This is a genomic window from Pseudoalteromonas sp. US3C1004, from assembly GCF_048401065.1.
Taxonomy (GTDB): Bacteria; Pseudomonadota; Gammaproteobacteria; order Enterobacterales; family Alteromonadaceae; genus Pseudoalteromonas; species Pseudoalteromonas undina.
The window spans coordinates 837,478-851,008 of the sequence record NZ_CP183073.1 but is presented as its reverse complement, the minus strand read 5'-3'; the positions used below and the strand labels follow the sequence as shown (position 1 = coordinate 851,008).

Sequence of the window (13,531 nt, the reverse complement as noted above, 5' to 3'; positions counted from 1 at the left end):
TTTTCTGGGCTTTTTTTATTCCACAACTTTAAAAATCTTGGGTCTTAGTTTGAACTAAGTTAAAATTTATCTCGTATTAGCCTATTTTGAGATAAGCCCATACCGTTGTCAGATTTCGATTTATTCTTATCCTCTATGGAAGATGTTACCCCTATCAATCACGACACCGTGACATTACCATCTAAAAGTCATAAAACGGTTATCGCACAGCAAGAAAAAAACAAAGCTGCACAATTAAACTTAAACAGTGAACAATTTAATCCGTTAGATGAACCACTTGAATTGCTCGACCCACTCGCCATATTAAGCTTTAAACGAGATGGCGTGCAAAGCCCGGTTTTTAAAAACGTAAGACTAGCTAAATATCAGCTCGATGCGACATTAGATTTACACGGACAACTTTTAAAAAACGCCCATGCTTCTTTGTTAGCCTTTGTTAAAGACTGCCACCAGCGTAATATAAGAATGGTTCTTGTTCGTCATGGAATAGGAATTAAAAATAAAGCCAAACTGGGTATTTTAAAAAGTTACGTAAACCAGTGGTTGCAAACTATTCCCTGTGTTTTAGCATTTCATACTGCACTCAGGCAGCATGGAGGAAGTGGTGCAACGTATGTCTTACTGAAGAAGAGTGATGATAAGAAGCATCAAAACCGAGAAATCCACAGCAAGCGTAGCTAATTCCTACTGTGGTAATAAGAATTAGTTGAGCAGCACTGTCGCATTGGCTTGGTTAAACCAAGCAGATATTCCTAATATAATGATAGATACAACCACAATGCTGATTTTTGCGCCCCCTTGACTGGGTTTCATAATTCATCCTATTTATTTATTATTATTGTTAGAACGGCTTTTAACAATAATAAAAATTACAAATGTTAACAAGCTGTTTCTATTAAAAGTTAAACAAATTTTAATCCTTTAAAGTCAAACAACTCTAAACTAATAACCTTGCTGCTTATTAATGCAATTAATTAATGGCTGTCTCGCTTTTAAACGCAAAATATTATCTGCTATTTGTTCAACAACACTATCTAGATCTGACAACGCAGCGCAATGCGGCGTTAAAGTAATATTTGGATGCTGCCAATAAGGGTGTTCGCTTGGTAGTGGCTCACAGGAAAATACATCAAGCGTTGCTGCTCGTAAACGTGCGTTGTTGAGCGCATCGAGCAAATCAGCTTCAACAACATGCTCACCTCGGGCCACATTAATTAACACAGCATGCTCAGGAAGTTGCTTAAGCAACTGTTGATTAATAATACCTTTGGTATTGCTAGTAAGTGGCAGTAGACAGATTAAATAATCTGTATTCACTAACATATCATTTAGTCCCTGATCACCATGGTAGAGTGTTGCTATGGTTGATGTTTTAGGACTTCGGCTCCAAGCATTGACTTTAAAAGCGTTACTAACTAGCCTATGTGCACATGCTTGACCTAGTTCGCCAAACCCTAAAATACTCACTTGATTATGCTTATGCGCTCTTTTGGGTTTCCATTCACTTTGCTGTTGTTTTAAAAAATATTCTTTTAATCGCAATTTTTGCGCTAATACATGAGTAAGTACATATTCAGCCATGTCATTGGCTAACTGTTTATCGACAATGCGCACTACTTCAACATGTGCAGGTAGTAAACTTAAATCGATACTATCAACCCCAGCACCAAACGATGACACCGCTTTCAAATTTATCAACTTTGGCCATAAAGACGCGGGCGCATTCCAAGCCAGTACAAATTCCACACTTGCAAAATCTTGGCAATCATCAAGCTGCTCAATTTGAATATTGGGTAATTGTGATTGCATTCTTGCAATTAATTTTGTGTTATCTCGACCGGTAATCGCGACTAAAACTGACATGATGATTCCTTAAAAAGTAACCGTAAATAGTAGTACTGGTATGGTTTAATTCAATAGTAAGTAAACGGTTTTAAAAAGTCACACAACTGACCGCGTATTGTCATATCCGCACTCTAAGCTAAACATATTGGCCTTAGCCTAGTATAAAAAGAGGTGCGTATGATCAGTGTAGATAAAGTAATAGCAACCAATTTACCACAGTTAACTAACTCATTTAAAATAAAAAAACTGGTAAAAAAAAGTCTTAGCTACTTATTACATGAACAAGAATTTACAAACTTTGCAACTGCCTATCCCCACCTTCAAGGAATAGAATTTGTAGAGCAAGTACTTGATGAACTTGATTTTGAAACTCGTTATAAAGCTAAGCAAATAGAAAATATTCCCAGTGAAGGAAAAATTGTCATTATTGCAAACCACCCTATCGGCTCCTTAGATGCGCTTGCATTAATTAATGTGTTATCAACGGTAAGAGCCGATTTAAAAGTGGTGGCTAACCGTATGTTAATGACCGTTGACGCCATGCATTCGTTATTACTACCCGTTGATAACCTATCAGGGCAAAGTAAAAAACAAGAGCTGAGTAATATCCACCAGCACTTAAAAAATGAAGGAGCGTTACTTATTTTCCCTGCCGGTGAAGTTTCTCGACTTCGTCCTACGGGTATAAAAGACTGCAAATGGAACAGTGGCTTTTTACGCATTGCTAAAAAGGCTAACAGCCCTATTTTGCCTATCTATATTAAAGCCAGAAATAGTCCGCTGTTTTACGGCGCATCAATGCTTTATAAACCACTGGCTAGCTTATTACTGGTAAAAGAAATGTTTAAGCAACGTCAAAAATCACTCGAGTTTGAAATTGGCGCTTCCATTGCTCCTGAGTCTTATTTAATCCCAGACTTAAAAGACAAAGAAGTGGTTGAGCTAATCCGTAAGCAACTATATCGTTTAACCACAAAAAAAACGCTACCATTAAAAACTCATGCTCCGATCGCCTCTCCTGAATGTAAAAAAGAATTAAAAAAAGCCATAGAATGCTGCGAACATTTAGGTAAAACCAGTGATGGCATGGTGATTTATTTGTACCAATACCAAGGAAGCTCTCCCTTATTTCGTGAACTGGGCCGCTTACGAGAAATCGCTTTCCGGGCTGTAGGTGAAGGTAGTGGAAACCGCCGAGACATAGATAAATACGATATGCACTATCAGCACTTAGTATTGTGGGATGAATATGCACTAGAGTTGGTGGGTGCTTACCGATTAGCTTGTGCACAGGATGTGATTGAACAACACTCACAAAGTGGGCTTTATACCGATAGCCTATTTAATTATACCCAAGATATGACTCCTTATTTTAAACAAGGCATAGAGCTAGGCCGAAGCTTTGTACAACCTAAATATTGGGGCAGAAAAAGTCTCGACTACTTATGGTATGGTATTGGCGCTTTTATAAATCGCTACCCTCAATACCGTTACTTATTTGGTGCGGTGAGTGTGTCAAACGCACTACCTGAGCAGGCAAAGTCTTTATTAGTGCATTATTATCAGCACTATTATGGCTGTGAAAAATCACTCGCAACGCCTAACAATGCTTTTCGTCACACACCTGAACAGCAAACTCAGTGCACTAACTTGTTCGAGGGTAATAATATAAAAGAAGATTTTGTAGAGCTTAAACACATACTCGCTAACATGGGCACGCATGTACCCACACTATTTAAACAATATACAGAGCTATGCGAACCAAATGGAGTTAAATTTTTAAGCTTTAGTATTGATCCACAATTCAATAATTGTATTGATGGCCTAGTATTGGTTGATCTTGAAAAAGTAAAACCAAGCAAAGCAAAGCGCTACTTGGGTACTGATAAATCAGCATCAGCAAGTTAAAGCGTTAACCCTTAGTCGAATAACTATTAAAGCGGCATTTAGCGGCGCTTTAATAGTTATTAATACTTCAAGGCTGAGTAAAAATACCATGGAGTAATTGCTTATAAATTTTTTCTATTTCTAACAAGTCGCAAATCGGTACATGTTCATTAACCTGATGAATACTATGGTTTCGTACCCCACACTCTATGACTTGTGTTTTTTGCTGTGCAAAAAATCGTCCGTCCGACGTCCCACCACTGGTGCTTAATAAAGGATAATTCCCCGTCACTTTAAAAATTGCCTGCTCTAACTGAGCGAGTAAACAACTCTCAATCTTATGGCTTGTATAATAGGGTTCACATGGACGCTCCCACTGTATAACCAAATGCTCGCTGAAATCCTTCAGTGCAGCAAACACACGTTGCTTGACATGTTTACTTTTATACCCATGGCTATAGCGAATATTAAAAGTAATATCACACTGGGCTGGCACGAGGTTATCTAGCACATTATCAATATTAATACCGGTGACTTGCAGCGTTGTTTTTGAACTAAGTTCATCTAAAGGCCAGTCTATTTGTGTGAGCCTGTTAACTACTTCAGCACTGATGTGCGCAGCATTAATGGTATTCTCAGGATAGGCTACATGCCCAGCCTTTCCTTGAATAGTTAATCGCGCAGATAAGGCTCCACGTCGACCATTTTTTATAGTGTCACCTACCTGCAGGTGGCTGGTTGGCTCACCAACAATACAGCCATCAAGCACAACGCCCTGTTGTGCTAATCGCTTGGCAATCAACACAGAGCCATGCTCCGCCTCACCTTCTTCATCTGAGGTGATCAGCCAAAATAATGTTCCCTGCTTTTGCTGCGCGCTGTTTATTAACGTCTGCGTTGCACTAAGCATCGCGGCAATGCCTCCTTTCATATCGGCGGCACCACGCCCATAAATTGCATCGTTAATTATGTGTCCACTAAACGGATCGGCTAACCAGCCACCTTGCGTTGCGGGTACCACATCAATATGCCCAGAAAATGCCACCACGGGGCCAGCCCCAAAGGTTATTTTTGCAATTAAGTTTGTCACATTATTAGAACTAAATTGCTCTGTACTAAAGCCTAACTCAGTAAGGTGGTTCGCAAGCCACTCAATGCCACCAGCTGGATTAGGAGTAATCGATTTAAATCGGATCAGAGTTTGTAAGTGACTCACTGTTTTTAACTGTGCAATAGTTAAGTACGGCGCTTGTGCTTTTGTATTGTTAGCTTTTGTCATAATAAACACACCTCGTTTTAGCGATGTATTTATTACAACGACTTTTTATGACCGCATTATGAATTTACTAGCTAACGTGCGCCCTCTTCTATTAATGTTTCTCGTGTAACCTGTACTATGTGCTTATCTTCTTTAGTTAACTTGGTTTTTTTCCAAGAGCCACGCATAAACCATGCAAATGCTATCAATGCGATGGTTATGTTAGTAATTGCAAAAGAATACCAAATGCCTTGATCGCCAAGCTCAGTATGATTAGAAAGAATATAAGCGGCAGGGAACTGCACTACACATTGTGATAATAACGCGATAACCATTGCATTGAGCATATTACCTGAGGCACGAAAAGCAGCAACAATACAAAGTTGCACCCCTATTCCACCCCAACTTAAGCACATTACTTGAATAAACTGCGCCCCATTAGTAATAACGTCATTATCGTCAGGAATAAAAAATGCAACTAATGAATCTGCGTATAAATATGCAATGGCGCCAACACATGAGAGCCCTAACAATCCCCACACACTAGCAAGTTTAGTGATCTGCTCAGCCCGCTTGATATTACCAGCCCCCATATTTTGCCCAACCAAGGTTGATACCGCCATTGATAAGCCCATAGCGGGGATCATTACCATTTGCAAAATATTAGAGCCAACACCATAAGCAGCAATTGTCGTAGTACCAAAGCTGGCAACTAGAAATGACATGATGATCAAACCAAATGCACGTGTCGATAATTCAATAGAGCCAGGCGCTCCCAAGAAAAAAGCGCGCTTAATATAGTGCCAGTCGGGGTAAAAGCTTTTTAGCTGTAATTGAATACCATGGCGACCACGTAAAAATATAATGATGCCCGCAAGCGCCGCTAAGCTCTGTGTAACCAATGTTGCTAGCGCAGCGCCCATCACACCAAGCCCCTCAAAACGACCATAGCCAAATATGAATAACGGATCGAGTATAAAATTAAGTAACACGGTTGTGCTGACTATAATTAACGGCACCTTAGTTTGCCCAATACCCCGCATCAGCGATTGAAACATGGCATAAATAAATACAAAAATAACGCCAATAAAAGATACATGCATAAACTTAAGCGCATCACTATATACGGCCGCTTCAACCCCCAGTAAGGTTAAAAAATAAGGTGATAATGCATAGCCTAGTAACCCAAGTAATAGTGCAACTAATGTCACCATTAACACCGTTTGCGCGGCAACATGGTTAACCTTATCTTGTTGTCCTGCCCCCATGTATTGGGCTGATAAAATCGCCCCAGCCATAGCAAATCCTGAACCTATCGCAATAACTAAAAATGTGACAGGCATACTAATAGATACAGCAGCCACTTGCGCAGCCCCTAACCGGCCAACCCAAAAAGCATCTGTAAGCTGATAAGCAGACTGCAAAATATTAATGAGGACAATAGGAATGCCTAATTTTAATAGCGCTTTGGCAATAGAGCCTTGAAGAAATAGTTGACCAGAGGGAGTCATGAGGCCGCTTACTTTTATTAAACCGTGAACATAGCCCTAGTTTAACAAAACTAGCTGATTATATTCTGAATACTTCGTTTACGGCCGGTATTTAAGTGATCAGTCAATAATTTTTGAGCACTAAGTAAGTAAAAGTTTAATCTAAATCAATAAATAGAGGCTCTTTACTTATACGCTTTTGAAACTTTGATCTAGAACAGGTTTTTATTTTTAAACTCGAGCGATAATAGCCTCAATCAACAAATAGTCACACAGTAGTTCACGGAGAACAACATGAAAACTAAACTAAGCATTGCAATACTTACTTCTTTACTAGCTCTTTCTCCTGCAGCACACGCTAACTTTAGCGTTAATGTTGGCGCAATTAATGTTAACCCTGATAACGATGGCTCAAAGATTAACGAAGCACCTACTCTTGGTTTAAAAGGTGATTCAAATACTCAGTTAGGTATTACTGTAGATTATGCATTTAACGACCAATGGGTGTTAGAGCTTATTGCAGCAACGCCATTCTCTCATGATGTAGAAGGTACAGGCGGTTTAGCTGGTAATAAAATTGCCGACATTAAACATTTACCACCATCACTGGTTGCACAATACCACTTTTTAGACAGCAGCTACGCACTTCGTCCATTTGTTGGTGTAGGTATTAACTATACGACGTTCTTTGACGAGCAGCCTTCTGCAGCACTTAAAGCAACTTTAAATACTGACGACGTGGAAGTAAAACTAGATGATTCATTTGGTTTTGTTGCTCAAGTAGGTGCTAACTACAAGATTGATGAGAAATGGGGCCTACACGCTATGGTATCTATCATGGATATAGATACTGATGCGACTGTATATGCTAATGGCGCAAAAGCATTAACTTCAACCGTGTCACTTGACCCTGTTGTAGCTATGTTTGGTCTTAAATACTCGTTTTAATAACGATTATGTGTGTGTTAAAAAGGCCGTAAGGCCTTTTTTTTGCGTGTAATTAACGAGGTAAGTTATTTACTTTTTTTTGCTCAAGCATTTCTTTCCAATGAATTATTTCTGCCGGTAAAATAGGTGCTACGCCTTCAAAACCAGCAACCTCCAGCATATGCTCAACGCTTACCACCCCTTTTTTACTTTTAAATACGCCACGTACATAGGCAATTGCATGTAAGCCACGCTCTGAATGAAATTTTTGTTCAATATAAAAGTATTTATGATCCCAGCCGACTAAACGGGTACTAATGGTAAAGCGCTGCATAGGCTTAATATCACGGATATAAGTAATGGCGGTTGCATTAACAATAGGAAACCAACGACGCTTCATTATTTGCTTTAGTAAACCAACTCGCTCGGTCATCCATGTGCGCGATAAATCCATCATTGCTAAATAGCGTGAATTAGTTAAGTGCAAATTAATATCACAGTCACTTGGCAGTGCTTTGTAGTCTATATCAACCGTGTCTAACAATGATTGATAATCACGATTACGTTTAATTTTGAAAAATAATAGCAGCAGTCTAAAATATAAATTCACAGTTGAGGTCTTACCAGTTTGTTTTTTGTGAGTGTATCATAGCAATTGCTCCCCTAGGGTATTTTTACACCAAGGGGACAATCACTAAGAAAGGTTGTTTTAATATCTATCTTTAAACTTTAACCGTTTTACGATTAATACCGTAATCACGTAGTTTATTAGCTACCGCTGTATGACTTAGCCCTAAGCGCTTAGCTAACTGACGTGAACTTGGATAAGCTGGATAAAGCTTACGCAATAAGGTAGCTTCAAAACGCTTAACCGCTTGATCAAGCGAGCCCTCAAAATCAGACTCTAAATAGCCTAAATCATGGGTAAAGGTCGGCAGTTGTAAATGCTCAACTCGCAATTCACTGTCTTCTAACAACGATACCGCACGGTAAATAGCATTTTCTAATTGGCGCACATTACCTGGCCATGGGTAATCTTGTAAAAACGTTAAACATTCTTCAGATAGCTCAGGCACAGTATGGCCATTTTGCTGCGCATATTTTTGAATAAAGTGTTCAGCAAGTGGGCCAACATCGGCTTTACGATCTCTCAGTGGTGCAATTTCTAACGTTAGTACATTAATGCGATAGTATAAGTCTTCTCTAAATACGCCCTCTTGCACCATTGCAGGTAAATCTTTTTGGGTAGCAGCAACTATGCGAACATTTACTTTAACTTCGTTTTCGTCGCCTACTTTTCGAAACGTGCCGTCTTGTAAAAAGCGCAGTAATTTAGTTTGGAGCTGAGTCGACATTTCACCCACTTCATCTAAAAATACTGTTCCACCATCCGCTTGTTCAAGTACACCGCGTTTAGGCGCTGCATTTTCTTCATATCCGGCGTAACCAAAAAGCTCTGACTCGGCAACATCATCTGGTAACGAGGCACACGATAAAGCGATAAACGGCTTTACTGAGCGGTTAGATGCATAGTGACAAGCTCGCGCTAATAACTCTTTACCTGTGCCGGTTTCACCGGTGATAAGAATGGGGGCTTCAAGTTGCGCCATTTTTCGCGCTTCGCGTACAACACGACGCATCGCCGTACTAAAATTATGAATTGTCGCAAAGCTTTCTTGGCCATAGCGTCTAAACGCACTCACTTGCTGACCTAGGCGGCTTTGCGATTTTATATTTATTACCGCGCCCGCTAATACATCCCCCTCACTGCCTTGTGGTACAGCAATAGGTAAAATATCGGCAATAAAGTCTTCACCTGCCACTTCTACACGGGTAGTTTGCCCAAGTACTTCTTTGCCTTCTAACCAACGGGTAAAATTAAAACCTTTAAGTAAATTATTGATATTGGCGCCAATGACTTCTTTTTCTGTTAGCTGTAAGTCTTTACACGCCGCGTCGTTACACAAACGCACCCAGCCTTTAGCATCAATAGATATAACACCATCTGGCAGTGCTCTTAATAAGGTGTTTAATTCATTGTGCTCACGTTCAGACGGTAAAAACGCGGTGGTACGTACATCATGTACACCATCGATCAATCGAATTGAAGGCATAATTTTTTGAAATTGTTCAAATTCAATTTCAGGAAAACTCACATACATACGGCAATTAACTGAGTCGACTTCAATTCCTTTCAAGTCAACATTGTAGCTAACTAAAATATTAAGAATCTCTTGAGCAATACCAACTCGGTCTGCACAGTGAATATCTAAACGCATACACCCTCAGGTAAGGAAAAAACTAATTGGCGTGAATAATACGCTAACTATGATTATCAGCATAGTTTATTGTAAAGAAATTTGGACGAAAAATGTTTTTTTACTTCCTAGAGCGCTTTTTCAAGCACTTAAAATATTTAATCTTGGCTGCTCACTAAAAGTCGGGGTCATTCCATGTAAATATAGCCAAACTAACTTTGTATAAATTATATTCTCCAATGGGCTAATCATTGCTGTGCATCCGCTAATATTTGCTCATGTTTAATCTAAACGGTGATTATTAAAATAAAGTAGTAAAGGTTAACGATTGTTGAATAACTTGGTGCTTGTAACCCCCCGTAAATAAAGCGGTTTTATATTTTTTCAATAGAACTTAAAACCGGATAAAAGATAGCTTTGCAAAGACAATGTTACTTGTGTTGTTAAATATCTTTTTTGATAAGTTTAGGTGTTTAGTGCAACAACTAGAACTTTAGCTGTTGGTATTTAACAATTACATAACGGATGTGTGATAGCGCGCTCAACGCTTCCCCTCGTACAAAGGTCTATGTATACTTAAGCGCAATTGTAACTAGGATAAGGGTGTGACTCTTACCTAAACGTATAGCTGCGTTTAGCAAACCATTACCTTAGCTGCATAAAAACACTGATGATCGAGCATTTATTATACTTTTTAGAAGTAACAATTTAGCTAAATAAAAAACCACAAGGTCATCAAAACAATAATGAATTAGGAAGTAAATATGAGTTCAAATTCTGACAGTGGCTGGTTTGGTCACCCTAAAGGACTTTCAACCCTGTTTTTCACAGAAATGTGGGAACGAATGAGTTACTACGGTATGCGAGCTATGCTCGTATTATTTATGACAGCAAGTTTACAACAAGAAGGCTTAGGATTTACCGTTGCTTCTGCTGCTGCAATTTATGGCTTATACACAGGTTCAGTATACTTTTTAGGTTTACCTGGTGGCTGGTTAGCAGATAGATTATTTGGTGGTCAAAAAGCAGTATGGTACGGTGGTATCATCATCATGTGTGGCCACATTATTTTAGCCGTTCCGCATGAATATTCTTTTTTCATTGGTTTAATCTTTGTCGCAACGGGTACTGGTTTACTTAAACCTAATATCAGTGCCATGGTTGGTCAGCTTTATACTGACGAAGATGAACGCCGTGACGGTGGTTACGCTATTTACTACATGGGTATTAACTTAGGTTCTTTAATTGGTTACTACGTTTGTGGTTACTTTATGGAAAACGTAGGTTGGCACTGGGCATTTGGTGCAGCTGCTGTAGGTATGGCTATTGGTTTAATACAATACAAACGTACACTTAATAACTTACCAGAACATAGCTCGTTACCTGCGAATCCATTAAGCCCTAAAGGTGCTTCACGCGCATGGGGCGGTATTGCTGCGTTTGTAATTGTTGTTGCCAGCGTGACTGCTGCTGCGATGACAGGCGCTATAGTTATTAACCCGACTATTGTTGCAGGTTACACAGCAGTTGTATTTACTGTTATCTTTTTCATTTACTTTGGCCTTGTTTATTTCAAAGGCAAACTAACCGACGCTGAAAAGCAAAGAATGTGGGCGCTATTTTTAGTCTGTGTCGCTTCTGCGTGTTTTTGGTCTGGTTTTGAGCAAGCGGGTTCTTCATTAAACCTATTTGCTCGTGACTACACAGACCGTCTTATTGGCACATTTGAAATTCCAACGACTTGGTTCCAATCTTTAAACTCGCTATTTATTATTGCCCTATCACCATTTTTTGCCGCTCTTTGGATTAATTTATCTAAGAAAATGGTTTCGCCTACTTATAGCGTAAAATGTGCGTTGGGCTTAGTTATTATGGCTTCAGGCTTTTTAGTTATGTTTATGGCAGCACATTATGCAGCTGAAGGCTTAAAAGTAGCTCCTTACTGGCTGGTTACAACGTATTTCTTACATACAGTGGGTGAGCTTTGTTTAAGCCCAGTTGCATTGAGTGCGGTAAGTAAATTATCTCCTCGTCGCTATACGGGTCAAATGATGGGTGTATTTGTACTGACATACTCAATTGGTAACGTAATTTCAGGCTTACTTGCTGGTAACTTTGATCCTAACAATGTTGCAGAAATTCCTAACCTTTACTTACAAATTGCATTATTTAGTATCGGTGTAGGTATCATCTTAGTGCTGATGAGCTTCAAAGCTAAGGTATGGGAAAAACAAGGTTTAGAACAAACCGCACCAGCACAATAATTTAGGTTTATCACAGTGCGTAATTATGCGCTTTGACTAATGATATTAAATACCCCCTGCAGCTAACTGCAGGGGGTATTTTTATGGCTAACTAACCTAATTGTTACAGCGTAATACTACACAGTAAGTGAGTTAATGAATCAAACCCTCAGTATCTATTGCTTTGTTAATGTTGTGAGCAGCTACGCTCAGGTTGAGTGTAAACAATAGAATACAAAAACCACTCTTTTTTTAGTATGAAAAAACTAAAAAAACAGATGGGCAATTAAATTTAAAAACAATAAATTCAATAACATAAATAAAAAATACGTACATTATCCGAGCTAGCTAATTTTTACTTACCTCGGCACGTATGTAAATAAATATCATACTTTGCTAACCGTCCCGTAAAATTTACACACGCGCTATTTACTAAATAACAACACCCTCTTCCCCAAAGCAGTAATCTGGTTAATCATGCAGGCAATACGATAACTAATAATCGCAGTGCTTAATTGCGGGAGTAATTATAATGAGTGAAGTAAATAATCCTTTAGGTTTGGTTGGTATTGAGTTTACTGAATACGCAACACCCGATGCCGATTACATGGACAAAGTGTTTACCGATTTTGGTTTTTCAAAATTAAAAAAATTTAAAGGTAAAGACATTGTTTATTACAACCAAAACGATATTCATTTTTTACTAAATAATGAACGCGACGGCTTTTCAGCTGAGTTTGCTAAAAACCACGGCCCAGCAATTTGTTCTATGGGCTGGCGTGTAGAGAACGCTCAAGCAGCGTTTGAAGCTGCGGTTAAGCGTGGCGCTAAGCCTGCCACTGATGCAGCTAATAAAGACTTACCATACCCTGCTATTTACGGCATTGGCGATAGCTTAATTTACTTTATTGAACAATTTGGAGATAAAGGCTCTATTTACGATAATGATTTCGAAGATCTGAGCGAGCCAAACAAAGTAGAGAGTAAAGGCTTCTTACGTATCGATCACTTAACCAACAACGTATATAAAGGTACTATGGAAACATGGGCTAACTTTTACAAAGACGTGTTTGGTTTTACCGAAGTACGTTACTTTGATATTAAAGGCCAAAAAACAGCCCTGCTTTCATATGCATTAAAATCACCATGTGGCACCTTCTCTATTCCAATCAATGAAGGTAAAGGTAACGATAATAACCAAATTGATGAATACCTAGGTGAATACAATGGCCCAGGTGTGCAACATTTGGCGTTCTTAACTGACGACTTAGTAAGCTCATTAGATAAGCTTGATAAATCGACTATCGCTACTTTAGATATTATTCCAGAGTACTACGATACTATTTTTGACCGTGTTCCATGGGTTAAAGAAGACAAAGAGAAAATCCGTGAACATCAAATCCTTGTTGATAGCCAAAGCGAAGATTGCTACTTACTGCAAATTTTCTCTAAAAACTTATTTGGTCCTATCTTCATTGAAATGATTCAACGAGTTGATGATGGCGGCTTTGGTGAAGGTAACTTCCAAGCGCTATTCGAATCAATCGAGCGAGATCAAGAACGCCGCGGCGTTTTATAAGCAAATAAAGTAACTTTAAAAAGCAGCGTATTTCGCTGCTTTTT

The 13,531-nt window shown here is 39.0% G+C and carries 10 protein-coding genes; 5 read left to right on the top strand and 5 right to left on the bottom strand.

Annotated elements, in window-relative coordinates; translation table 11 throughout:
- Positions 1 to 99: 99 nt before the first annotated feature.
- Positions 100 to 681: a DNA endonuclease SmrA gene (gene smrA, locus ACNSN3_RS03960; protein ID WP_418609038.1), complete on the top strand. Its 582-nt coding sequence runs from the start codon at positions 100 to 102 to the stop codon at positions 679 to 681.
- 261 nt (positions 682 to 942) lie between these two features.
- Here smrA and ACNSN3_RS03955 read toward each other — a convergent pair whose 3' ends face one another.
- Positions 943 to 1,863, bottom strand: coding sequence for a 2-hydroxyacid dehydrogenase (locus ACNSN3_RS03955; RefSeq protein ID WP_418608617.1), 921 nt, complete (start codon positions 1,861 to 1,863; stop codon positions 943 to 945).
- A 159-nt stretch (positions 1,864 to 2,022) separates the two neighbouring features.
- Here ACNSN3_RS03955 and ACNSN3_RS03950 point away from each other — a divergent pair, with 159 nt between their 5' ends.
- Entirely contained in the window at positions 2,023 to 3,753 is a 1,731-nt protein-coding gene (locus ACNSN3_RS03950) for a GNAT family N-acyltransferase (protein ID WP_418608616.1), read from the top strand.
- Positions 3,754 to 3,820: 67 nt separating this feature from the next.
- Here the strand turns inward: ACNSN3_RS03950 and dapE are convergent, their stop codons facing one another.
- A complete protein-coding gene (gene dapE / locus ACNSN3_RS03945; RefSeq protein ID WP_418608615.1) occupies positions 3,821 to 5,011 on the bottom strand; it encodes a succinyl-diaminopimelate desuccinylase in 1,191 nt (396 codons plus the stop codon).
- A 71-nt stretch (positions 5,012 to 5,082) separates the two neighbouring features.
- Complete coding sequence (locus tag ACNSN3_RS03940) at positions 5,083 to 6,501, bottom strand: MATE family efflux transporter (RefSeq protein WP_054202105.1); 1,419 nt, start codon at positions 6,499 to 6,501, stop codon at positions 5,083 to 5,085.
- Positions 6,502 to 6,774: 273 nt separating this feature from the next.
- On the opposite strand from ACNSN3_RS03940, the gene ACNSN3_RS03935 reads away from it, so the two are divergent.
- On the top strand, positions 6,775 to 7,428 hold the full coding sequence (locus tag ACNSN3_RS03935) for an OmpW/AlkL family protein (protein WP_010391257.1): 654 nt from the start codon (positions 6,775 to 6,777) through the stop codon (positions 7,426 to 7,428).
- A 52-nt stretch (positions 7,429 to 7,480) separates the two neighbouring features.
- Here the strand turns inward: ACNSN3_RS03935 and ACNSN3_RS03930 are convergent, their stop codons facing one another.
- Entirely contained in the window at positions 7,481 to 8,017 is a 537-nt protein-coding gene (locus tag ACNSN3_RS03930) for a thioesterase family protein (RefSeq protein WP_008109547.1), read from the bottom strand.
- Positions 8,018 to 8,129: 112 nt separating this feature from the next.
- Positions 8,130 to 9,686 carry a transcriptional regulator TyrR gene (gene tyrR, locus ACNSN3_RS03925; protein WP_008109548.1) on the bottom strand — a complete coding sequence of 519 codons (1,557 nt, stop codon included), beginning with the start codon at positions 9,684 to 9,686 and terminating at the stop codon, positions 8,130 to 8,132.
- Positions 9,687 to 10,429: 743 nt separating this feature from the next.
- On the opposite strand from tyrR, the gene ACNSN3_RS03920 reads away from it, so the two are divergent.
- Entirely contained in the window at positions 10,430 to 11,929 is a 1,500-nt protein-coding gene (locus ACNSN3_RS03920; RefSeq protein ID WP_008109550.1) for a peptide MFS transporter, read from the top strand.
- Between the two features lie 511 nt (positions 11,930 to 12,440).
- Positions 12,441 to 13,487: a 4-hydroxyphenylpyruvate dioxygenase gene (hppD, locus tag ACNSN3_RS03915; protein WP_008109551.1), complete on the top strand. Its 1,047-nt coding sequence runs from the start codon at positions 12,441 to 12,443 to the stop codon at positions 13,485 to 13,487.
- Positions 13,488 to 13,531 lie beyond the last annotated feature (44 nt).